Below are 22805 nucleotides of genomic sequence, written 5' to 3'. Positions count from 1 at the left end.
CACGGTTCCGCGATTCGACGGCGGCGTCAGCTTGCTGGGTCGACGCGTGTCAGCTCGCCAGATTGAGATGCTTGGCACGCACTGCGACGCCTCGAGCGCGGAGCCGAGCGGCCAGTTCTTCAGTGACCGCCACCGATCGGTGTCGTCCGCCAGTGCACCCGATCGCCACCGTCAGGTAGCTCCGACCCTCGGCCTCGTACTGCGGGAGCAGCGAGGCGAGAAGCTCGTCGATGCGGTCGACGAAGTCGCTCCCAGCCGACGTCTCGAGGACGTAGCCGCTGACTTTCGGATCGTGACCGGTGAGTGGCCGCAGCGCCTCATCCCAATGCGGATTGGGCAGGAATCGAACGTCGAGCACCATGTCAGCATCAAGTGGCAAGCCATGTTTGAAGCCGAAGCTCTCCACGGCGACCTGCAACCGCGACTCGGTACCGGTGTCGAACGCATGAAGGATTCGATCCTTCAGCTGGTGCACGTTGAGATCGGTCGTATCGATCACCAGGTCCGCCGCGCCGCGGACAGGATCAAGTTCGGATCGTTCGAGCTCGATCGATTCGACCAGTCCAGCCGCTTCACCGGCAAGCGGGTGGCGACGCCGAGTGGCGTCGTACCGTTTGACGAGCTGCTTGGTGCTCGCATCAAGGAAGAGCAGCCGCACCCGATGGCCGTCTGCGCGCAACTTGGCAACCTTCGGCAACACATTTTCGTGATCCCGGCCACCGACAAGTGCAAGCCGGGAGATCTCACTGCCTGGTTTGGCGGCCAGATCGACGATCGTGTCGACGAGTGCCGTCGGCAGGTTGTCGACCACGTACCAACCGAGGTCTTCAAGCACGTCTGCCGCGCCTGACCGCCCCGCTCCCGACAAACCGGAGATGAGCACGATCTCAGCCATCGCCCTGCAGGATACCGATCTCGATGCGACGTCTGTGTCCGGTCGCGCTCCGACCAGGACCAGATGGTGCCAGGCACCAAGTCGTCAGCGACGACCGCCGTCGACCAGGAACTGCTGGGCAGAACATGCAGCGCCGTCGTCTGCGGCGAGGAACAACACCATTTGGGCGAACTCTGCCGGGTAAATGCGCCGCTTGATTGCCTGATCGCGCAACGTCCCTGCCTCGCCCTCCTCGCTCCACCACTTGGTCAGCTGCTTTTCGGTCGCGACCCATCCGGGCAGCACCGTGTTGACCCGCACATTGTCGGGCCCAAACGTGCGAGCGAGCGTGCGCGTGATTCCCTCCACCCCCGACTTGGCGATCGCGTAGCCCGGAAAGAAGTCTTCCTGCATCATGTAGCTGCTTGACCCGATGTTGATGATCGATCCGTTCTGCGCTTCGATCATCCCAGGCGCTGCGGCTTGGATCGTGAAGAAGTAGTGCCGCAGGTTCGTGTTCATACGGTCGTCCCAATCGTCTGCTGACAACTCTTCCCACGTATGACGTTCATCGCTCGCTGCGTTGTTGACGAGCACCGTGAGCCCTCCGAGGTCGGCCTGCGCCTGGCGCACCGCTGCCTGCGTCGCGTTGATGTCGACCAGGTCCACCTCGTAGAAACGTGGGGTATGGCGCGGGTCCGAGCCCGCGCATCGCTCAACCGTCTCGACCCCCTTGGCCGCGTTGATGTCAGCAAAACCGACCTTGCTTCCTTGCCGCACAAATTCTTCAACGATCGCGGCGCCGATGCCGTCGGCTCCACCGGTGATAAAGACGGTTCGGTCGACGAGCGAGGGGTACGTGGCGTAGGTGGCAGTGTTTGGGACGTTCATCAGTATCTCCATGCAGGTGTGTCATTGAAGTAGAGCTGGTCAGGGTTGTCGACGAGGATTTGGCGCCGCGTGTGAGCGTCGGGCACCCATCGTTCGAGTTGCGTTGCAAGCGTTCCCGGCGACGGCTGCTTCGGCTGGCCTGGATGCGGCCAGTTCGATGCCCACAGCAAGCGGTCGGGTGCGGCCTCGACCAGCGCGTCGAGCAGCGGATCGAGATCACCGTGGTCTTGAGCAGAATCGGTGACCGGCTCGGTCGAGGACTCGTACGGAGCAGACAGCTTCACCCATCCGCGTCCCGATTGCGCGATATCGATGAGCGCTGCAAAGTTCGGGTCGCCGACGTCGACCGGCGGCATGAAGCGACCGACGTGGTCGATGACAACATCAACCGGCAACGCAAGAAGCTGCTCGCGGCGGCCAGCCAGTTCGCGACCGTTGAGCTGCACTTGGATGTGCCAGCCAAATGGGGCAATCCGCGCGGCGACGTCGTCCAGCATCGACCACGGAACCGCACCCCCGGAAAGCATGTGAAAGCGAGCCCCGCACACACCGAGGTCGGTGAGGCGGCTCAGCTCGGCGACAGGGGTGGACGAGTCGACGACCATCACACCTCGCGCCGCCTCGCCGAACGACGCCAACGCGTCGAGCTGGCAGCTGTTATCCAAGCCGTAGGTCGTCGGCTGAACGATCACGAGCCGATCGAGTCCGAGCAGCCGCTGAACCTTTCGATACTCGTCAGGCGTCGCGTCGGGCGGGTGAAGCAGAGCGGTCGACGACGCGGGAAACGCATGATCGTAAAAATGAAGGTGCGTGTCGCAACTCCCTTGAATCGCCGTGACCGGCTGGCCTGATGCGGGCAGAGACAGCTCGCTCATCGCGACCAGTACTCGCGGAGACGACGAGCATCTTCAGCGTTGACCGACCGTGGCGGAATCAAGCCGGCGATCATTGCGCCGACCTGTTCGACGCTACTCGCCGCTTGAGCATCCGCGTTCTGTGGAGTGAGCCCTCCGAGGTGTGGCGTTGCCACGACTTGCGGGTGGGCCGCCAGAGCGGCGCTTGGACGTTGATCAGCAGCCCGGCCGACATCCAAACCGACAGCGCGCAGGTGTCCCGAATCGAGCGCACTGCGCACGGCGCCCTCGTCGAGGAGCTCGCCTCTCGAGACGTTGATCAGGGTTGCGCCTGCCTTCATCGCTGCGAGTTCGGCCGCCCCGATCATGTTCTCCGTGTCCGCTGTCGCCTGGGCGAGCGGGAACACGACGTCTGCCTCAGCAAGCAGTTGACCAAATCCGACCCGCACTGCCGGAGCCTCAACCTCATCGACGAACGGGTCGGCGACAAGCACCTCCATGCCAATCGCTGAGAGCAGACCGGCAAGGTACGAACCGATCGCGCCGTACCCGATGATCCCCGCAGTCTGGCCACGCAGCTGCAGACCCGGGCGCTGCGGCGGCTCGGTCCCGCTGCGATAGTCCACGACCGATGTGGCGATATGGCGTGAGGTCGCCAGGAGAAGTCCGAGGGCGAGCTCGGCCGTCGAGGCGACGAAGCTCTTGGCGGCGCGGGCGACGAGCACGCCGTGCGACGATGCGGCTGCAACATCGATCGTGCTGATGTCAACCGCGCAGCGCAAGAATGCCTTGAGGTCTGGCAAAGCCTCGAAGACGGCGGCGTCCCCGCCGGTTGCTCGGTGCGCGACGATGACGTCGCACCCGGCCGCCGCTTCGATCAACTCCTCGGTCGAAAGGTCGCGATCGAATGGGTTCAGCGTGACCCTTGCGATCGCCTGCAGATCTGGAAGAGCTCGGGCGTAGTACGCATCAAGGTCCTCCGGGCTGTGGGTCACGAACACCTTCACGCCGACCAAGTCTCCCACGCTGACGCCGTCCGGTCACTCCGTTCGGCGGTCATCGCATTTTGCGAAGACGGAAGTACAGCAGCCGAGGGAATGCTGCCGCGGCTGCATAGGACTCAGACCGAGCCAAAAAGCCCGGCGGCGGTGACGGCTCGACCATCCGCTCAATCACAAGACCATGCTCGGCCAAGGCGTTCACGTAGCGCGACATCGGCCGATGAATGAACCGGATGAACACATCCTTCTCCACCTGTTCCACCGTCGACGCCTCCACGAGATACGGACCGAGGCGCCAGTACTGCTCCGGGGGGTCAACGATGTGATCGTCGATCCAGCCGGCATCGGGCGTTTGCAGAATCGGATGATTGAGAAAGAAGCAGAAGCGTCCGCCGAGTTCGAGCACCCGCGCCACCTCGGCGATGGCATCGTCGACGTCATCAATGTGTTCGAACACCAAGCACGCGACGGCCGCATCGAAGGACTCGTCAGCGAAGGGCAATGCGGCCGCACCCGCTCGAGCGAAGGCTGGACCGCCTCCGCGCTCGGCGGCAACTCGCACGCAGTTCCATGTCGGGTCGATGCTGACCACCGTGCTCCCTTGCGCTGCAGCGAGACGCGAGATTTGACCGTCACCACAGCCGATGTCAAGTACATGTCGAGCACCCTCCAATTCCGCTCCCGCCATCGGCAGGATCTGCTCCTCGTACTCAGGATCAGCCCCGTCGGTGAATCCATCGATCCACCAGCCGGCATGATCCTCCCAGAGGTTCTCGTTCTGCTCGTCCACTCGCGCAGGCTACGCACGACTCACCTACCGTGTTGGGATGTTGTTTTCCGTGTGGCCCAATCCCAGCCGACCGATGAATGAGGTGCTCGACCTCGCGAAGATGGCCGACGACGACGGCTGGTACTGCTTCTGGTACGCGGACCACTACATGGAGAACACCGGTGACGAGTCATTGAAGCCGGGTCCAGTTCATGAGTGCTGGACCGTGCTGCCGGCTGTCGCAGCGGTCACCCAGCGGGTCCGGCTCGGGCCGCTCGTGTCACCGACCTCGGTCCATCACCCCGCGCTGCTGGCAAACCGCGCCGGAACCCTCGACCAGCTCTCGAACGGACGGTTCGTGCTCGGCCTCGGCGCCGGCTGGCAGATCAATGAACATGCCGCATACGGCATCGAATTGGAGGCGCCCGGGACACGCGTCGGCCGGTTCGAAGAGTCGATCCAGATCATCAAGTCATTGCTCGCCAACGATCACACGACCTTCAAGGGCAACTTCTACGACTTCACCGACGCGCCATGCGAGCCCAAACCGGTCCAGTCCCCGCTGCCGATCGCCGTGGGGACGGGCAGCCCCCGCATGCTGAAGATCACCGCCCGCCATGCCACCGACTGGAATACCTGGGGTGCTCCCGAACTCGCTGCCGAACGGCACGCCGACTTCGTCGGAGCGTGCGAGTCGGTTGACGTCGACGCCACCGCCAAACACACCTCGGTGCAGGCAATGTTCTTCCTCGACGGCGACGTCGACAAGATCGCCGCAAGCCCGATGGCAAGCCGCTCCATCGCCGGTTCGAACGAGCAGATCATCGATGCCCTCGGCCAGTACGCCGCGATCGGGTTCAAGGAAGTCATCGTCCCCGACTTCACCCTGGGCGGCACCGCAGAGGAACGCCTCGACGCCTACGCCCGCTTCCGCGACGACATCATCCCCAACGTCGACTGAGTCACTCGCTGTGAAACTTGGCGCGGATGGCTTCGGCGACGGCGTCGGGCAAGAAGCTGTGTGCCTGCAGTTCTTCCAATGACGCCTGCTTTACCTTGGTGATGCCACCCATCGCCTTGAGCAGCTTCTTCTTGCGGACCTCGCCCATGCCGGCGATGTCATCGAGGGCACTGACCGTCATCGACTTGCTCCGGCGTTCGCGGTGAAACGTGTTGGCGAAGCGGTGCGCCTCGTCGCGAATGCGCTGCAGCATGAACAGCGCTTCGCTCCCCCGCCGTAGTTCGACTGGCTCCGACCGCCCCGGCACGTAGATCTCCTCGAATCGCTTCGCCAGACCGGCCACGGGAATCTCGTCGGCGAGACCGAGTTCTTGCACGACTTGGTACGTCGCGCTGACCTGGCCCTTGCCACCGTCGACAAGGAGGAGTTGCGGCGGATAGGCGAACTTGCCGGGCTTGCGTTCTTTGCCTTCCACACCTTCGCCATCGGGGCCCGTGCGTTCGCTGACCGGACGGTCACGCTCGTCGAGGTAGGCCTGCAGCCGGCGACGCACCACTTCAGCCATCGCGGCGTAATCATCGCTCTGCCCACCGACGACTGAGCCAACTTCGTTGACTTTGAACCGGCGGTATTCGCGCTTTGCGGGCAATCCGTCTTCCATCACGACCATCGAGCCGACGTAGTTCGTGCCCTGGATGTGGGCCATGTCGTAGCACTCGATCCGCAACGGGGCCTCGGGCAGTTCGAGCGCGTCCTGCAGCTCGGTGAGCGCACGGCTGCGCGTGTTGTGATCACTGGCCCGCTTCATCCGGTGCCGCGTGAACTCTTCCTTCGCATTGCGCGTGACCGTCTCGAGCAGCGTGACCCGGTCACCGCGCTGCGGCACGCGGATCTGCACCTTCGAGCCCCGGGCGAGTTCGAGCCACTCTTCGTACACGGCTCGGTCATCCGCCTCATACGGCACCAACACCTGCTTGGGAACGCCGAGAATCGGTTCCTCTCCGTAGAGGTTCTCGAGGATGCGGTTGATCAGCCCGCCTGGCGTGAGGTCCTCGACCTTGTCGAGAATGAACCCCTTGCGGCCGACGACTCGGCCCTTGCGGATGTAGAACATCTGCACCGACGCCTCAAGTTCATCTTCGGCGATTCCAATCACATCGAGATCTTCGTTCTTGTCGGCCACCATCTGTTGCTTCGAGATTGCCTTGTGCACCGCTTCGAGCCGGTCGCGCAGTCGAGCGGCCTGTTCAAACTCGAGGTTGGTCGCTGCCTGCTTCATGTCGGCGTCGAGCCGATTGACGATCTCGTCGGTGTCACCGTCGAGGAACTGACACAGCTCGGTGACGAGCTGCCGGTAGGGCATCTCGTCGATCTCGCCGACACACGGTCCGGAACATTTCTCAATGTGAAACAGCAGGCACGGCCGGCCGAGTCGCTCGTGCTCGTTGAACTTGCTTTGTGTACAGGTCCGGACAGGGAAACTACGCAGCAACAGGTCGAGTGTGTCGCGGATCGCGTATGCATGGGCGTACGGCCCGAAGTAGCGGGTGTCTTTCCGTTTGCGGCCGCGCATCACCTGGGCGCGCGGCCACTGCTCACTCGATGTCACAGCGAGGAACGGGTAACTCTTGTCGTCGCGGAGCCGCACGTTGAATCGAGGGTCGTGCTGCTTGATGAGGCTGTACTCCAGCATCAACGCTTCGACTTCGTTCGCAACGATGGTCCACTCAACCGACTCCGCCGTCCGCACCATTTGCGCCGTACGAGCGTGCATGTTGCGCGGATTCTGAAAGTAGTTCGACAGGCGTTGACGCAGGTTCGATGCCTTGCCGACGTAGATGACGCGACCATTGCGATCCTTGAACTGGTACGAACCCGGCGCTTCCGGGATCGTGCCTGCTGGTGGACGCTTGATCACGACCACATTGTGCCCCACCCGCCGACTCGCCGTGCAGGCCATCGGCCACCTCATTGATGCAGCAGTCCCGGGATGCTGGGTCTGTCTCGATCTCGCCAGGTACCGTGGTCGCCGATGTCCGACTACATGCAAGCGATGTTCCGCCGGCGCCCGAACGACGGATGGTTCCGTGCAGGCAAATACGACGTGACCACGACCGACATCATGTGCGGTCTGGCCATCGCCACGATGTTTCTGTGGGCGGCGAGTCAAACCGCGTTTTTCAAGCTGGTCTTCTTCGCTCCCGAGGTCCGCAACGGCGAGGTTTGGCGCATCATCACCTGGCCCATCGCGGAGCCACCAGACTTCTTCGCGCTGCTCGGCGTCGTCTTCTTCTGGTTGTTCGGCCAGCAAGTCGAGGCACTGTTTGGACGCAACCGTTTCCTGATGTGGGTCCTCGCCACCACCATCATCCCGGCCGTGGCTCTGACGGTGCTCGGGGCGATCAACAACGAATTCGACTTCACGAGCGCCGACCTCGGGCTCGGCACGCTGTTCCTCGGCGGCATCTGGGTCTACGCCGCCACCTACCCGGGCGTGAAATGGTTTGAAGTCGTGCCGCTCTGGGCGATCGCTGGCGTCTTCACGCTGCTCCGTCTGCTCCAGTTCACCGGTTCCCGCGCAGGCGGCGCAGTGCTCTTCCTGCTCATCTCGGTGGCCGCTGCGCTCGTCGCTGGCCGTTCGCTCGGTCTTGCCACCGGATGGCCAATTCCACACATTGATCTGTCCAGCGTCGGCAACGGTTCGGGTGGCTCACCAAAGCGGCGCAAGGCTCCAAAGCAGAAGCGCTCACGCGGGTCGCGCGGTTCCGGTGGCGGAAGCGTCGTCGATGGCCCCTGGCAGAACGCTCCGGCCCCCACCGCGCCGCCAGTCGGTCCGTCCGCGTCTGATCAGGCAGAACTCGACGGCTTGCTCGACAAGATCGGCGCCAACGGTATGGACTCATTGAGCGGCGCCGAAAAGAAGCGCCTCAACGAACTCAGCAAACGCCTCCGCAACTCCTGACCCACCGCGATGACGTTGTCCCCCACCGGTAGGGGGCATCGTCTTCGGTTGGGACGTCACGCGCCTCAGTCGCAATACGTACGAATTGAGGTTCGCTGCGTCGATGGACGAGTTGGCCCAGGCACACCGACTACGACGCCACCGCGCAGCATCCTGATGACGTACTCCCTCGCCCGAGGAGGGCAACGTCATCGCGTTCGTGGCTGACAATTTCTTGATGATCGCAACCCGCGCGACCGGGGATGAACGTCATCTGTGTCAAGCGGGGGTTGGGGTTGCTCGCAAACGGGCCGCGGTGAGCCAGGCATAGACCAGCAGGCAGGCAGCGAGCACCGCCCCAGCATTGGCGAGCAAATGGAACCCGAACGACTGCTTGACGAAGCCAGAGCTGAACGCGGCAAGTGCTCCGCAGAAACTCATCGTGAGATCCGATGTGCCCTGTACCTCAACCTTTGATTCAACGGGCACCGACGTCGTGAGGAGTGTCGAACCTCCGATCAGGCCGATGTTCCAACCCAGTCCGAGGAAAAACAAACCGACGAACATCAATGCGGGCACATATCCGGCGAGCACCGTCGCCAACGTTCCACAGCCGAGTACGACGGCTCCGATCTGAATCGAACGGACTCGACCGATGCGCTCGACGGTGCGGCCGACAAAGGGAGCCAGGCCGTACATGCCGACAATGTGCACGGCGATGACAAATGCCGACAAGTCCGCGTGATCGTGGTCCTTCATATGCGGCGGAGTCATCGTCATCACCCCGACCATCACCGCTTGGGAGATCGCCATCGCTGCGAAGCCCAGCTTCGCATTGGACGATCGGGCGATCACACCGACGGACGCGCGCACCTGCTTGATCGGACGCGTTCTGGTCGCGTTCGGGTTGATCCCGCCGACCACCGCGAGTGGGTCCGGCCGAAGCCGCGTCCAGACCACCGCAGCGGCGACCAAGAAGAAGAGGGTCGCAAAGACGAACGGTCCAATGAGCTCGTCAAGCCCGACGCTCTCAGCGACTACCTTCTCGAAGGGCGTCAGCAGCGGACCGAAGATCGCTCCGAGCGCGCCGATCCACACGATTGCGGCGATTGCTGTCGCCTGGTGGTCCGGCTCAGCGAGATCTGCTGCCACATATCGGCCCTGCAATGTTGAGGCTTGACCAGCCCCGAACAACACCATGCCGATGACGAACAGCGGGAAGAACCTGAGCTGTCCACCGGTGGCCGCGATGGCCGATCCGGCGGCACCGATCAGCAGCGCACCGGCCATGCCCGGTCGCCTTCCGCGACGCCGCATGAAAGCCGCCAGCGGGACCATCGAAAGCGCGGCGCCGAGCGTGAACGATGCCGTGCCAATCCCCGCCAAACGATCTGAGCCAAGGAGGTCGCTCGCCAACAGAGTGACCACTGCGACCATGCCCGCCACAGCAGCCTGGCCCGGTACCTGTGCCAGCCGCAAGGAGTTCAGGGTGCGGCGCTGCAACTCCGCCCGGTCGACGCTGGCCTGCTCAAGCGTCTCCGTCACCGCTGCAGCCTTCCACACCGACACTCACGCGCCCGATCCCGCCCTGATGACGAATACCCCCGCCTGCACGGGACAACGTCATCGCGGATGGGGTCAGGCCAGCATCGGTTTGAGGTACTGCCCGGTGAAGGATGCGTTGACCTTGGCGACGTCTTCGGGTGTTCCCTCAGCAACAATCTGGCCGCCACCATTGCCGCCATTCGGGCCCAGGTCGATGATCCAATCGGCGGTCTTGATGACGTCCAGATTGTGCTCGATGACCAGCACGGTGTTGCCCTGGTCAACAAGGCGCTGCAGCACCGTCAGGAGACGGCCGACGTCTTCGAAGTGAAGGCCAGTGGTCGGCTCATCGAGGAGATAGATCGTGTGACCGGTTGATCGCTTGGCCAACTCAGTCGCAAGCTTGACGCGCTGCGCCTCGCCGCCCGAAAGCGTCGGGGCCGACTGACCGAGGCGGACGTAGCCAAGACCCACATCCATCAGGGTTTCCATGTAGCGGGCGATGCCGGGTTGGTTGACGAAGAAGTCGACCGCCTCGGCGACCGGCATGTCGAGGATCTCAGCGATGTTCTTGCCCTTGAACTCGATGTCGAGTGTGTCGCGGTTGAACCGGGCCCCGTGGCAGACCTCGCACGGCACGTACACGTCGGGCAGAAAGTTCATCTCGATCTTGATCGTGCCGTCACCTGAACAGGCCTCGCAGCGCCCGCCCTTAACGTTGAAGCTGAACCGCCCGGGCTGGTAGCCGCGCACCTTGGACTCATTGGTCTGGGCGAACAGCTTGCGAATCTTGTCGAACACACCGGTGTACGTGGCGGCGTTGGAGCGCGGCGTTCGCCCAATCGGCGACTGATCCATGTCGATGACCTTGTCGAGGTGCTCAATGCCCGTGATCTTCTTGTGCTTGCCCGACGGCGTCTTCGACTTGTAAATGTTCTGCATGAGAACCGGCAGGAAGATGTCGCGGACCAGCGACGACTTGCCCGAACCGGACACACCGGTAACAGCGACGAAGTTACCGAGCGGAATCTTGACATCGATGTTCGCCAGGTTGTGCTCGCGAGCACCGAGGATCGCCACCTCGGTCAGGCCACGCGGACGACGGGACTGCGGCACCGGGATCTTCTTCTTTCCGGTGAGGTACTGACCCGTAATCGAGTTCTTTGCTTTGCCGATCCCCTTGACCGGTCCCGCGTAGACGACCTCGCCACCGTGCTCGCCAGCGCCCGGCCCGATGTCGATGATCCAGTCGGCTTCATTGATCGTGTCCTCGTCGTGCTCGACGACGATCACAGTGTTGCCAAGGTCACGGAGACGCAGCAACGTGTCGATGAGCCGACGATTGTCGCGCTGGTGCAGCCCGATCGATGGCTCGTCGAGAACGTACAGCGTGCCGACGAGCCCCGATCCGATCTGCGACGCCAGACGGATGCGCTGCGCCTCACCGCCAGCCAAGGTGCCGGCCGGGCGCGACAGCGTGAGGTAGTCGAGGCCAACATCCAACAGAAATCCGAGGCGTTCGTTGATCTGTTTCATGACCCGCTCGGCGATCAGCTGATCACGATCACTCAACTTCAATGCGCCCAAGAACTTCGCCGAGTCTTCGATCGACATGTCGCTGACTTCGGAGATGTTCTTGTCATTGATGGTGACGGCCAGCGACGCGGGCTTGAGTCGAGCGCCCCCGCACTTCGAGCAGGCAACCAGACGCATGTAGCCCTCGTACTGCTCACGTGCCCATTCGCTGTCGCTGCCTTCATGGCGACGACGGATCCACGGAATGACGCCCTCATACTCGGTCGAATACGACCGCGACCGGCCGTACCGGTTCTTGTACTTGACGGTCATTTTGCCCTCGACGCCATGCAGGATCAGCTTCTGCTGCTTGGCGCTGAGGGTGTGCCACGGCGCGTCGAGGTCGATCTCGTTGACGTTGGCAACCGACTCAAGCATCCGCGTGAAGTACTGAGTGTGCGCACTTCGCCACGGCGCAATCGCACCCTCGGAAAGCGAGGCATCAACGTCGGGGATGACCAGTTCCGGGTCGACCTCGTAGGTGGTGCCCAACCCATCGCACGTCGCACAGGCGCCGTACGGAGAGTTGAACGAGAAGTTTCGGTCGGCCGGCTCGTCATACGATGTGCCGCACACGTCGCACGCCAGGTGCTGACTGAATGTGATCATCTCGGGCTCCGCGTCACGATGCACGATCTCGATCTCGGCGACGCCCTCGGCAAGGTTGAGCGCCTGCTCGAGTGAATCGGTGAGACGACGATCGATGCCGTCCTTCAACACGAGTCGGTCGACCACAATCTCGATCTTGTGGTTCTCGTACTTTGCGAGGCGCTCGTCGCGCTTGAGGAACTCGTCGATGTCGACGGTCTCGCCGTCGATGCGAGCACGCACGTAGCCCTGGCCGGACAGATCTTCGAGCAACGTGTCGTACTCACCCTTGCGGCCGCGAACGACCGGCGCCAGAACCTGGAACCGCAAGCCGTCGTCCATCGCCATAATGCGATCGACAATCTGCTGCGGCGTCTGGCGCTGCAACCGAGTTCCGTCATTCGGGCAGTGCTGGATGCCAATCCGGGCATAGAGCAGACGGAGCGCGTTATAGACCTCGGTAATCGTGCCGACGGTGGATCGCGGGTTGCGCGAACCCGACTTCTGATCGATCGAGATCGCCGGCGACAAACCTTCGATCATGTCGACATCGGGCGGATCCATCTGCCCCAGGAACTGACGCGCGTATGCGCTCAGCGACTCGACGTAGCGGCGTTGCCCTTCGGCGTAGATCGTGTCGAAGGCGAGCGACGACTTGCCCGAGCCGGAGAGCCCAGTGAAGACGACGAGTTTGTCGCGCGGCATCTCGACGTTGACGTTCTTAAGATTGTGCTCGCGTGCACCGCGCACAATGATCTTCGGCTCGTCAGCGACTTTGCGAGCGGCACGCTTCTTCGGCGCTGGCGATGTTGTCGCAGCCGGAGTCTTCGCTGCTCTTGTTGTTGCGGGGGCGTCAGAACGGGCAGCCATGCTCGCCCGACTCTACCCGCACGATCGCAGAGGCGAACACGTGTTCAGGATCGTCCGTCACAGCGCGACGCGACCGCGCAGCCAGGGGACAGCGATCAGGCACCCCTGCGAATCGGCGGATGCTCGACGAGGTACCGCATGACGTCCTCAGCAGTGTCCGCTGTGCCGATCATGGCCGCGTATGTCCGGTCGCCGGCAAGTTGCCTGAGGAGCGGTTCGGCTGGGAGTTGCTCGGTCCAGAAGTGAGTGTCGAGAAAGACCATCGGACTGACCACACCGAAGATGTCGTAGTGGTTCTGGGTGGCGTCTTGAAACACCTCTTGAGTGGTCCCCGCTGCGCCCGGAGCGAACACGACGCCACGAGTGGCGAGGGCGAGGAGGCCGTCCTCGCGGATCGAGTTCGCGAAGTACTTTGCAACATGCGTGGCGAACTGATTGGTCGGCTCGTGCCCGTAGAACCACGTCGGGACCGCCAGGCTCGCGCCGCCGTCCGGAAACGCGTGGAGGACAGAAAGCCCAGCGCACAGATATTCGTCAGCGTCATGGAAGTCCACTGCCGCGGTGAGCAGTTCGATCGATTCGTCGAGCGCAGTGTCTGCGTGCGGCGCAAGCCAGGCACCCAGGTTTGCCGCCTCCATGGCCCCCGGCCCTCCGCCGGTAGCGACGTGCCATCCCGTGCGGGCCATCGAGCGACCGAGTTCGGCGACCGTGCGGTATGCCGGATCGGTGCGCTGCATCGAATGCCCACCCATGACAGCAACGACATCGCGGTGCGCTTCAAGGTGTTCCGCGAGTGCATCATCGATTGCGTGATCGTGCAGTCGGGTGGCGAGCGCGTCGAGCAGTGGCACGTTCTGGCCGCGCGCCCACTGCGTCGTCCACTCGTAGATCTTCGAGTCGAGTGCCGAAGCCTCGAACGAGCCTGCCTCGCCCGGAACCCACCCACCAAGCAGTTCACCTTGGGTATAGAGCTGCGGCCGATAGGTGTCGAAGGGCAGGTCAGGCAACCGCGGGAACACGACTGCCCCCGAGGCGAGCACGTGCTCCAGCGTGGAGGTGGACAGGCGCGCTCCCAAGAAGGTTCCGCCAGCACACGTGACCGACTCGATCACATCAGAACGCAGCGAGAGGTCGACCCCCTGCACGACGAGCCCGTCGAGGGTCCCGCGCGCATCGAGGACTCGGTCGAACTCCTCGAGTGAATGGATCTCGCGCATCAGGCCGAGCGTAGGACGAGTTGGTGCCTGGCACCATGTCGTCTTCAGCCGGCGTCGGTGAGCTCGCGGGACAGCTCGCGGATCTCGTCGCGGAGCTTGGCGGCGTACTCGAACTTCAGCTCGACTGATGCTTCCTGCATCTCCGCTTCGAGCGTCTGGATCAGCCGTTGCAGTTCTTGCTGCGGCAGGTTCTTGAGCTCCTGCTGCACCTTGTCGCGCTCACGCTGGCGACGTTTGTCCTTGCCCGGTACGGGCGTCTGCGAATCCGGTCGGAGCATTGACAAGATGTCGCCGACCGCCTTGCGAATTGTCTGCGGATCAATCCCGTGTTCTTCGTTGTAGGCGAGCTGTACCTTGCGGCGCCGCTGCGTTTCGTCGATCGCCCGCGTCATCGAGTCGGTCACGCGGTCGGCATACATCACGACCTCGCCCGACACGTTGCGAGCAGCTCGACCCATCATCTGAATGAGTGACGTCTCGGACCGAAGGAACCCCTCCTTGTCCGCATCGAGAATGCAAATCAACGACACCTCGGGCAGATCGAGGCCCTCCCGCAAGAGGTTGATGCCGACCAGGACGTCGAACTCGCCAAGCCGCAGCGCCCGGATGATCTCAATGCGCTGAATCGTGTCGATGTTGCTGTGCAAGTACCGGACCTTCATGCCCTGTTCGAGCAAGTAGTCAGTGAGATCCTCGGCCATCTTCTTGGTCAGCGTGGTGACGAGCACACGTTCGTCGTTGGCGACGCGGCCCTCCACCAACTCCATCAGATCGTCGATCTGCCCCTTGGTCGGCTTGATGACAACTTCTGGGTCAACGAGGCCGGTCGGTCGAATGATCTGCTCGACAACCTTGCTCGACACGCGCAGTTCGTACTGGCTCGGTGTGGCGGACAAGAAGATGCACTGGTTGACGCGCCCGAGCACCTCTTCGAAGGTGAGCGGCCGGTTGTCCCGCGCCGAGGGCAGGCGGAAACCGTGCTCGACGAGCATGTCCTTGCGGCTGCGATCGCCCGCGAATTGCCCATGCAACTGAGGTACGGCGACGTGACTCTCGTCGACCACAAGGAGGTAGTCGTCGGGGAAGTAGTCGAGCAGGGTGAACGGCGGTTCGCCGTATTCGCGGCCATCGATATGCATTGAGTAATTCTCGATGCCGTTGCAGTAGCCGAGCTCGCTCATCATCTCAAGGTCGTACGACGTTCGCATCCGGAGCCGCTGCGCTTCGAGCAGCTTGTCAGACTCCTCGAATTCCTTGAGGCGGACTTGGAGTTCGTGTTCAATCTTGCCCATCGCTCGCGTCATGCGCTCGTTGCCGGTGACGTAGTGGGTGGCAGGGAAGACGTGGGCCCGTTCCAGCTCGCGCAGGTTCTCGCCCGTCAGTGGGTCGATCATGGTGATGCGGTCGACGGTGTCGCCGAACATCTCGATTCGCAGCACGTTTTCCTCGTACGCGGGGTGGACTTCGATCGTGTCGCCACGCACTCGGAAGTTGCCACGGCCGAGCGTCATGTCGTTGCGGTCATACTGCATGTCGACGAGGCGGCGCAGAATGTTGCGCATGTCGTAGTCGACACCGACGTTGAGGTCGAGCAGGTTGCCCTTGTACTCCTCGGGGTTACCCATGCCGTAGATGCACGAGACCGATGCAACGACGATGACGTCCTTGCGGGTGAGGAGCGCCGCTGTCGTCGAGTGGCGCAGCCGCTCGATGTCGTCGTTGACCGAGCTGTCTTTCTCGATGAACGTGTCGCTGCTCGGGATGTACGCCTCGGGCTGGTAGTAGTCGTAGTAGGAGACGAAGTATTCGACGCGGTTGTGCGGGAAGAACTCGCGCATCTCCTGCGCCAACTGAGCGGCAAGCGACTTGTTCGGCGCAAGGATCAGCGTGGGACGTTGCGTCTGCTCGATGGTCCAGGCAATGGTTGCCGACTTGCCCGACCCGGTGATCCCGAGCAACGTCTGGAACCGCTCGCCCGCATCGAGGCCTGCGGACAGTGCCTTGATCGCCTCCGGCTGCGCCCCTGCAGGATCCCAATCGGACACCACCTGGAAACGGTTCTCGTTGCCCGTGTCGTAGTTGGTGAACGAACTCGACGCTGCGATCAGTGCCTGCTCCGGCGACTGGTCGGGCACGCTGGCATTCGGCGTGATGACGGAGGCGTCCGTGTCGATCGTTTCAGTCACCGGCTCAGTCTAGCCAGCCTCTCACGAACACCCGTTCGCCACCGGTTTCCGTTGTTCAGTCGTTGAGCTTGATGCGCAGGGTGGCGATGGCGTAGCCGTCCATCTCGATGACGGTGAAGTCGCCGAGGGCGGTGCGAACGCTGTCGCCTGCCGCTGGGATCTCGTCGAGCGCATCAATGACATATCCGGCGACGGTCTGCCAATCGCCCTCGGGCAGCGCGACGCCAGTGCACTCCTCGAACTGATCGGGCCGCAGGGTGCCATTGACTCGCCAGCTACCGTCCGCGTGTTGTGCGCAGTCACTGAGACGGTCGTCGGACTCATCATCGAAGTCTCCGATCAGCTCTTCGAACACATCTTCCAATGTGACCAGGCCGACGACCACGCCGTGCTCGTCAACCGCGACGGAGATGTGCTTGCGCTCGGTGCGCATCTCGACGAGCAGGTCCTCGAGCCGATGATGCTCTGGGGTCACCATGAGCGGACGGACCATCGACCGCGCGGAGGTGGTCGTCCACGCACCGTTCTCAAGCCGCAGGAGGTCCTTGGCGTGGATGAACCCGAGGCAGTGATCGAGATCGTTCTCGTGAATGACGATGCGGGTCCTGCCCGTGCGATGCGCCTCAGCAGCAACCTCGGCGGCAGTTGCTTCAGCCGGCATCGACACGATGTCGCGCCGGACCGTCATTGCATCTGCAGCAGTCAGACCCGACAGTTCAAGCGACCGCGTCAGCAGCTGATGATCTTCAGCCTTGATGTCGCCGTGACCTGCCGACTCGTCGAGGAGAAGGATGAGGTCCGTGGGCGAGTGCGCCATCGCTCGTTCGTCCTGCGGTTCAACGCCGACCAGTCGGACAACGACGTTCGCAAGAGAGTTCAGGAGCCAGATGATCGGTTGGAAGACACGGACGAATGCCCGGAACGGCCGAGCGAGGAGCAGAGACGAGCGTTCGGGGTCCGAGATCGCCCACGACTTCGGGGCCATTTCGCCGACGACCATATGGAGAAAGACGACCAACGACAGGCCGAGCGTGAACCCGATCACATGCAACGTGGTCTCCGACAGGTCGATCAACTCACCAAGCGCTGCTTCGATGATGTGCGCGATGGCGGGTTCGGCCACAGCACCAAGACCAAGCGAGCACATCGTGATGCCAAGTTGTGCACCGGCGAGCATCAGCGTGAGCTCGCGGATGCCAGCCAGCGCGGACACCGCTCGCTTGTTGCCGTCTGCGGCGAGCTGTTCGATGCGTGAGCGGCGAGCCGCCAACAGTGCGAACTCAGCAGCAACGAAGAAGCCGTTGAGCGCCAGCAGTACGAACGCCAAACCGAGAGCACCCCACTGCACGCTGAAGCCCGACTCGGCAACCTCTGCGGCAATCATCGATCGCCCTCCGGCGGGACGTCCTCGTCGTGATCGGAAATCCCATCACCATCGTCGTCGTTGTGCACGATGCCGGCATCAGGGTCGAGCCGAAGCAGCACCTGTGTGATGGCGAACTCCTCGACCTCAAGAACCTCGAGTCGAATCCCGTCGACAACGACGGCATCACCGACCTCACCGATTCGTTCGAGCCGGTCGAGCATGAGGCCCGCCACGGTGTCGTATTCGCCGTCCGGCAGAATAAACCCGGTGTAGCGCTCGATCTCATCGGGTCGCGATGTGGCAGCGATCGACCACACCGCTGGTTCAACTTCGAGGTACTCCCCCGGCACGGCCGGGTCGTACTCGTCTTCGATTTCGCCGACGAGCTCTTCGACGAGATCTTCGAGCGTGACAACACCGGCGGGTGCTCCGTACTCGTCGATGACCACAGCCATCTCGGTGGAGTGCGACTGCAGTTCCCGCAGCACGACGTTCAACCCGGCAGCCTCGGGAACGACCAGGACGTCGTGCAACAGCGCCCCGATCGGAGTTTCGCCATATAAATCTCGCGAGACCCCGAGGAGATCCTTGGCATGGACGAGGCCGGTGACCTTGCCGGTGTCATCAACCACTGGGAAACGGGAGTGATGCGATGCCATCCGATCGCGGAGATCAGCAGCGGTTGCATCTGCGTCGATCGTCACGACTCGGTTCCACGACACCATCGCATCCGAGGCTTCGAGATCTCCGAAGTCGATGGCCCGCTCCAGCAACGATGCTTGCGACACGGTCAGCTGGCCACTCTCAGCCGATGAGTCGACAATGAAGTCCAGCTCGTCGGTCGACACGGACCCGTGGAGCTCCTCGACCGGTTGGATACCAAGCATTCGGAGCAACCGGTTGGCCGAACCATCGAAGAGTTTGATCAGCGGACTGGCGACGCGCATGAAGACGAGCGTCGAACCAGCCAGGCTCCGGGCAACAGGCTCGGGCTTCGCAATGGCCAGGTTCTTGGGGGCCAGCTCACCGAAGACCATCTGCGCGACGGTTGCGAAGACGAAGGCCAACACCAGGGCGATGCCGAAGCGTGCCGACTCGCCGACCCCGATCGCTTCGAGGATCGGGCGGAGGGCGCCTGCAATTGCCGGTTCGGCGATGAAACCCAACACCAACGACGTGACCGTGATGCCGAGCTGTGCACCCGACAACATAAAGCTCAGGCGCTTGTGCACCTGAAGCGCCCGCTTGGACTTGCGGTCGCCGCGGTCGGCTGCTTCGACGAACTTGGTGCGGCGAGAAGCAACGTACGCAAACTCAGCAGCAACGAAATATCCGTTGGCAGCAATCAACAAGACGGCGCCCACCAGCCCAAGAGCGATGGTCATCAGTGCAGTGAACCCGGACTGGGAGGGTGCTGGGCAGCGGTCAAGCGGCTACCCAGGCAGGGTTGGTCTTCGTCGGACATGAGTGAGCGAATGATATCTAATGTGAGGGCCCGCTCCGTCGTTCAATGCGCCGACCGTTGATTTCAGACAACTCGGGCACAGCCTCCACGCCGGCGAGAAAGACGGGCTATGTTGCCGACATGACCAACTTTCATGATCTCGAAATGACGTCGATCACCGGCGAACAGGTGACCTTCGACCAGTACAAGGGCAACCTTGCACTGGTCGTCAACGTCGCGAGCGCTTGAGGCCTGACGCCTCAGTACGCAGGTCTGCGTGCGCTTCATAATGACAACGACGATGTCGTCGTGCTCGGCTTCCCGTGCAACCAGTTCGCCAACCAAGAGCCCGGCACCGACGCCGAGATCCTTGAATTCGCAACGTCGAAGTTTGACGTGAACTTCCCCATGTTCTCCAAGATTGAGGTGAACGGCGACGCCGCTGCCCCCCTGTACCAGCTGTTGAAAGAGGCTCAGCCAGGTGACGGCGACAGCGCCGAAATCACGTGGAACTTCGAGAAGTTCCTCGTCGACAAGGCCGGCAACGTGGTCAAGCGGTACGCACCGCCGACCACACCGGAAGAGGTTGCTGCCGACCTCGACCAGTTCCGCTGACTCACGAAATGATGTGACCGCCTCAAGGGGTGGCGATCGCCAACATGGCGATCGCCACCCCTTCGTCGTTCACGGCAGCGGGCTCGGCACCTCAGAACGTGGTGAGCGGGATTCTGGCGTGTCGAGTGCCAATCGGCCAGACTGGCCACAACCACTGCCGACGATCCGGGGCCCAGATGAGCATTGCCTTCACCCACAACGCCCGCCCAACGATCGGTGTCGAGCTTGAACTCCACCTCGTTTGATGCGGACACGGGTGATCTGGTGTCCGCATCAAACGAGCTCCTTGCCGAGATGTCCCAGGGTTTCCCCGGCAACGACCACCCGAAGGCAAAACACGAACTCTTCCAGAGCACCGTCGAGATCATCACCGGAGTGTGCGACACCCCGACTCAGGCCCGCGCTGACCTGGCGGAGACGTTTCAGGAGCTCCATGCGACCGCCACACGACGCGGTCTCAAGATCATCAGCGCTGGGACGCACCCATTCGGAGTGGCGCGCAATCAAGACGTCAGTCCGAATCCTCGCTATCACGAACTCGTCGAAGCGATGCAGTGGCCGGCTCGCCGGCTCCTGATCTGCGGTCAGCACATCCATGTCGGCGTGCGCGATGGCGAGCGAGCGATCTCGATCATCAACGAGATGATGCGGCATCTTCCCCTCTTCCTGGCGCTGTCGTCATCGAGCCCTTACTTCGAGGGAGAGGACTCGGGGTTGGCATCTGCGCGTTCGAAGGTCTTCGAGTCACTACCGACAGCAGGCCTGCCGCCGCAGATCACTGGCTGGGGCGATTTCGAATCCTTCATGTCGACGCTGATCGATTCGGAGTGCATTTCGTCAATCCGCGAGGTGTGGTGGGACATTCGGCCGCATCCCGACTTCGGCACCATCGAGTTTCGGATGTGCGACTCACCCCACACCCTCACCGAGGCCACCGCGCTCGCGGGGCTGGCCCAAACCTTGGTGGCCTGGGCCGATGCGCTGATCGATCGCGACGCGCTCCCACCCCCTCCGCGCGAGTGGACCGTGCGAGAGAACCGGTGGCTTGCCGCACGCTACGGGATCGACGCTCGCCTCATTGTCGAAGCCAACGGCGACGGCAAGCCGCAGCGGCGGCCCGTTCGCGAGCTGGTTGGCGAACTCCTGGCAGAGTTGTCCCTGACCGCCGATCTGCTCGGCACCCAGCCCGAGCTCGCAGCGATTGAACGCATCCTCGATCACGGCTCAGGCTCGATGCGGCAACGTCGTCTGGTCGACGCCGGCGCTACGCTCGCCGACGTGGTGCACCACCTTGCCGACGAGTTGTACGACGACTGCTTTGACCAGGCATGACGTCGCCTGACACCCGATTGGCCGGCTGGCTCGCCGAACACGGCGAGGGACTCATCGCCGTGCGCCGCAACATGCATGCGCACCCCGAGGTGAGCGGTGCGGAACATGCCACCACGGAACTGGTGCGCGAACGCCTTGAATTGGCGGGGATGCAGCCGCGAGTCCTCGCCGTCGGAACCGGCCTCGTCTGCGAACTCCGACCTGACGACCCAATCGCGAGCAATCAGCCAACCATGGCCTTGCGCGCGGACCTCGATGCACTCGCCATGGATGACAACAAGGACGTGTCGTATCGCAGCCAGGTTCCGGGTGTGGCGCATGCCTGCGGCCATGACGTGCACACCACGGTCGTGCTCGGTACCGCGCTCTATTTTGCTCACCATCGCGATCAACTCCCAGGGCCGCTGCGTTTCGTGTTTCAACCGGCCGAGGAACGTGTTCCCGGCGGTGCGCTCGACGTCATCCGCGACCATGGCATCGACGGCGTTGACGCAATTGTCGGCATCCACTGCGAACCAAAACTCGATGCCGGCATGATCGGATTGAAGTCGGGGTCGATTTCATCAGCCGCCGACATGGTCTGCATCACGTTGACCGGGCCCGGTGGACACACCGCACGTCCGGAACTCACCGTCGATCTCTTGACCATTGCTGCCCAGGTGATCACTGAGCTACCCCGGCGCGTCCAGGCTGCACTCCCGGCAGATGCTGAAACCAAGATCGTCTTCGGAGCCATGCACGGGGGCGATGCCGCCAACGTCATTCCGACACGCTGCGAGCTTCGCGCTTCGGTCCGCACACCGACGCTCGAGGTGTGGAACGCACTCCCGGCGCTCGTCGAGGAGTGCGTTGCCGGACTCCTCGCCGAATCAGGCGCCGGGTTCGAGGTCGACTACACCCACGGGGTTCCACCTGTGGTCAACGATGCTGCAATCACCGATCTGGTCGCCAGCGCTGTCGCCGAAGAATTCGGCGCCGACGCCATCGCTCCGGTGCAGCAGAGTTGGGGCGGCGATGACTTTGCCTGGTTCACGCGGGAGATCCCTGGGTCCTACGTTCGCCTCGGCGTCCACAACGCAGAGGCCGATGGCCCGAGGCTCGATCTTCACGCCGGTCACTTCGACGTCGATGAGCGAGCGATCGATCTCGGCGTGCGTCTCCTCGTCGCCACCACCAAGGCATACTTCGAAGGCGACAAAGCGTCGTGAGCCGAACATGGCTGTTCGGATACGGCTCGCTCGTGTCGCCCGTTTCGCTGGCTTCCACGATTGGACGTGACCCGGGCGACGGTATGCACGTCGCCCACGTCGAAGGATTCGGACGGCGTTGGAACTACGGATCAAAAGTGTTGCGCGGAGACTGGGTTCACGATGGTCGCAATATCGTCGGCGGCCTCGTCGTCTCGCTCGGCATTGCCGCAGCCGACGACGAAGCGTGCAACGGCGTTGTCTTCGATGTCGACGACGACGAATTGGCAGCGCTCGACTGGCGCGAACGGGATTACGAGCGCGTCGACATCACCGATGTGACCACCGTCGACGTCGATCGATTCGATGGTCAGGTCCAGGTCTACGTGCCTCGGCCAAGCTCGATCGAACGGTACGAGCTGGCCCGTAACGAGGGCCGCGCCGCGATTCGTCAGTCCTACTGGACTCTCGTCGAAGATGCCTTCGCCTCGCTCGGCGGCCACCATGCCGAGTGGTACGCCCGAACACCGCCACCAGACATCCCGGTCGCTGACATCAGGCTCCACCCGCTCAACTGAACTCGCTCAGC

Annotated in this window: 19 protein-coding genes; 7 read left to right on the top strand and 12 right to left on the bottom strand. The window is 62.9% G+C overall.

Annotated elements, in window-relative coordinates:
* Positions 1–49: 49 nt before the first annotated feature.
* The 5 genes from rapZ to ACH2DW_RS05315 all read right to left on the bottom strand — a co-directional run bounded on the left by rapZ (position 50) and on the right by ACH2DW_RS05315 (position 4410).
* Positions 50–895 (bottom strand): RNase adapter RapZ, encoded by an 846-nt coding sequence (gene rapZ, locus ACH2DW_RS05335; protein WP_394928678.1) that lies wholly within the window; start codon positions 893–895, stop codon positions 50–52.
* A gap of 84 nt (positions 896–979) precedes the next feature.
* Positions 980–1765 carry an SDR family NAD(P)-dependent oxidoreductase gene (locus ACH2DW_RS05330; RefSeq protein ID WP_394928677.1) on the bottom strand — a complete coding sequence of 262 codons (786 nt, stop codon included), beginning with the start codon at positions 1763–1765 and terminating at the stop codon, positions 980–982.
* On the bottom strand, positions 1765–2640 hold the full coding sequence (locus ACH2DW_RS05325; protein ID WP_394928676.1) for an amidohydrolase family protein: 876 nt from the start codon (positions 2638–2640) through the stop codon (positions 1765–1767). Before ACH2DW_RS05325 ends, ACH2DW_RS05330 begins: the two co-directional genes overlap by 1 nt.
* Positions 2637–3644, bottom strand: a complete 1008-nt coding sequence (locus tag ACH2DW_RS05320; protein ID WP_394928675.1) for an NAD(P)-dependent oxidoreductase — start codon at positions 3642–3644, stop codon at positions 2637–2639. The genes ACH2DW_RS05325 and ACH2DW_RS05320 overlap by 4 nt, the downstream gene beginning before the upstream one ends.
* A 31-nt stretch (positions 3645–3675) precedes the next feature.
* Positions 3676–4410, bottom strand: coding sequence for a class I SAM-dependent methyltransferase (locus tag ACH2DW_RS05315; RefSeq protein ID WP_394928674.1), 735 nt, complete (start codon positions 4408–4410; stop codon positions 3676–3678).
* A gap of 37 nt (positions 4411–4447) precedes the next feature.
* Here ACH2DW_RS05315 and ACH2DW_RS05310 point away from each other — a divergent pair, with 37 nt between their 5' ends.
* Positions 4448–5350: an LLM class flavin-dependent oxidoreductase gene (locus ACH2DW_RS05310; RefSeq protein WP_394928673.1), complete on the top strand. Its 903-nt coding sequence runs from the start codon at positions 4448–4450 to the stop codon at positions 5348–5350.
* A gap of 1 nt (position 5351) precedes the next feature.
* On the opposite strand, the gene uvrC is transcribed toward ACH2DW_RS05310, so the two are convergent.
* Positions 5352–7268 carry an excinuclease ABC subunit UvrC gene (uvrC, locus tag ACH2DW_RS05305; protein ID WP_394928672.1) on the bottom strand — a complete coding sequence of 639 codons (1917 nt, stop codon included), beginning with the start codon at positions 7266–7268 and terminating at the stop codon, positions 5352–5354.
* Positions 7269–7382: 114 nt separating this feature from the next.
* Between uvrC and ACH2DW_RS05300 the strand changes: the two genes are divergently transcribed.
* Positions 7383–8312 (top strand): DUF6576 domain-containing protein, encoded by a 930-nt coding sequence (locus ACH2DW_RS05300; protein WP_394928671.1) that lies wholly within the window; start codon positions 7383–7385, stop codon positions 8310–8312.
* A 258-nt stretch (positions 8313–8570) separates the two neighbouring features.
* Here ACH2DW_RS05300 and ACH2DW_RS05295 read toward each other — a convergent pair whose 3' ends face one another.
* From ACH2DW_RS05295 to ACH2DW_RS05270, 6 genes are all read right to left on the bottom strand, one after another.
* A complete protein-coding gene (locus ACH2DW_RS05295; protein ID WP_394928670.1) occupies positions 8571–9836 on the bottom strand; it encodes an MFS transporter in 1266 nt (421 codons plus the stop codon).
* A 93-nt stretch (positions 9837–9929) separates the two neighbouring features.
* Entirely contained in the window at positions 9930–12869 is a 2940-nt protein-coding gene (gene uvrA, locus ACH2DW_RS05290) for an excinuclease ABC subunit UvrA (RefSeq protein ID WP_394928669.1), read from the bottom strand.
* 95 nt (positions 12870–12964) lie between these two features.
* Positions 12965–14086, bottom strand: a complete 1122-nt coding sequence (locus tag ACH2DW_RS05285) for an LOG family protein (protein WP_394928668.1) — start codon at positions 14084–14086, stop codon at positions 12965–12967.
* A gap of 44 nt (positions 14087–14130) precedes the next feature.
* Positions 14131–16134: an excinuclease ABC subunit UvrB gene (gene uvrB, locus ACH2DW_RS05280; protein ID WP_394928683.1), complete on the bottom strand. Its 2004-nt coding sequence runs from the start codon at positions 16132–16134 to the stop codon at positions 14131–14133.
* 193 nt (positions 16135–16327) lie between these two features.
* Entirely contained in the window at positions 16328–17656 is a 1329-nt protein-coding gene (locus tag ACH2DW_RS05275) for a hemolysin family protein (protein ID WP_394928667.1), read from the bottom strand.
* A complete protein-coding gene (locus ACH2DW_RS05270) occupies positions 17653–19023 on the bottom strand; it encodes a hemolysin family protein (protein ID WP_394928666.1) in 1371 nt (456 codons plus the stop codon). Before ACH2DW_RS05270 ends, ACH2DW_RS05275 begins: the two co-directional genes overlap by 4 nt.
* Positions 19024–19334: 311 nt before the next feature.
* On the opposite strand from ACH2DW_RS05270, the gene ACH2DW_RS05265 reads away from it, so the two are divergent.
* From ACH2DW_RS05265 to ACH2DW_RS05245, 5 genes are read left to right on the top strand one after another with little or no spacing between them, the layout of a single operon-like run.
* Positions 19335–19697, top strand: a complete 363-nt coding sequence (locus ACH2DW_RS05265; RefSeq protein ID WP_394928682.1) for a glutathione peroxidase — start codon at positions 19335–19337, stop codon at positions 19695–19697.
* Positions 19698–19741: 44 nt separating this feature from the next.
* Positions 19742–19942 carry a hypothetical protein gene (locus ACH2DW_RS05260; RefSeq protein ID WP_394928665.1) on the top strand — a complete coding sequence of 67 codons (201 nt, stop codon included), beginning with the start codon at positions 19742–19744 and terminating at the stop codon, positions 19940–19942.
* Between the two features lie 19 nt (positions 19943–19961).
* Entirely contained in the window at positions 19962–21029 is a 1068-nt protein-coding gene (locus ACH2DW_RS05255) for a glutamate--cysteine ligase (RefSeq protein ID WP_394928664.1), read from the top strand.
* Positions 21026–22237 (top strand): amidohydrolase, encoded by a 1212-nt coding sequence (locus ACH2DW_RS05250; RefSeq protein ID WP_394928663.1) that lies wholly within the window; start codon positions 21026–21028, stop codon positions 22235–22237. Before ACH2DW_RS05255 ends, ACH2DW_RS05250 begins: the two co-directional genes overlap by 4 nt.
* Positions 22234–22794, top strand: coding sequence for a gamma-glutamylcyclotransferase family protein (locus ACH2DW_RS05245; RefSeq protein ID WP_394928662.1), 561 nt, complete (start codon positions 22234–22236; stop codon positions 22792–22794). The genes ACH2DW_RS05250 and ACH2DW_RS05245 overlap by 4 nt, the downstream gene beginning before the upstream one ends.
* Positions 22795–22805 lie beyond the last annotated feature (11 nt).

The sequence above is a fragment of the uncultured Ilumatobacter sp. genome, assembly GCF_963980585.1.
GTDB lineage: Bacteria > Actinomycetota > Acidimicrobiia > Acidimicrobiales > Ilumatobacteraceae > Ilumatobacter_A.
The sequence above is the reverse complement of the archived record's forward strand: the minus strand, read 5'-3'. Positions and strand labels throughout refer to the sequence as shown.

What these genes read in the sequence shown, in the direction of transcription:
- ACH2DW_RS05275 (WP_394928667.1), bottom strand. Translation starts at nt 17,656, where the DNA reads ATGATTGCCGCAGAGGTTGCCGAGTCGGGCTTCAGCGTGCAGTGGGGT.
- ACH2DW_RS05285 (WP_394928668.1), bottom strand. Translation starts at nt 14,086, where the DNA reads ATGCGCGAGATCCATTCACTCGAGGAGTTCGACCGAGTCCTCGATGCG.
- ACH2DW_RS05300 (WP_394928671.1), top strand. Translation starts at nt 7,383, where the DNA reads ATGTCCGACTACATGCAAGCGATGTTCCGCCGGCGCCCGAACGACGGA.
- ACH2DW_RS05325 (WP_394928676.1), bottom strand. Translation starts at nt 2,640, where the DNA reads ATGAGCGAGCTGTCTCTGCCCGCATCAGGCCAGCCGGTCACGGCGATT.
- ACH2DW_RS05250 (WP_394928663.1), top strand. Translation starts at nt 21,026, where the DNA reads ATGACGTCGCCTGACACCCGATTGGCCGGCTGGCTCGCCGAACACGGC.
- ACH2DW_RS05270 (WP_394928666.1), bottom strand. Translation starts at nt 19,023, where the DNA reads ATGACCATCGCTCTTGGGCTGGTGGGCGCCGTCTTGTTGATTGCTGCC.
- ACH2DW_RS05260 (WP_394928665.1), top strand. Translation starts at nt 19,742, where the DNA reads ATGGCGATCGCCACCCCTTCGTCGTTCACGGCAGCGGGCTCGGCACCT.
- uvrA (WP_394928669.1), bottom strand. Translation starts at nt 12,869, where the DNA reads ATGGCTGCCCGTTCTGACGCCCCCGCAACAACAAGAGCAGCGAAGACT.
- ACH2DW_RS05330 (WP_394928677.1), bottom strand. Translation starts at nt 1,765, where the DNA reads ATGAACGTCCCAAACACTGCCACCTACGCCACGTACCCCTCGCTCGTC.
- ACH2DW_RS05310 (WP_394928673.1), top strand. Translation starts at nt 4,448, where the DNA reads ATGTTGTTTTCCGTGTGGCCCAATCCCAGCCGACCGATGAATGAGGTG.
- rapZ (WP_394928678.1), bottom strand. Translation starts at nt 895, where the DNA reads ATGGCTGAGATCGTGCTCATCTCCGGTTTGTCGGGAGCGGGGCGGTCA.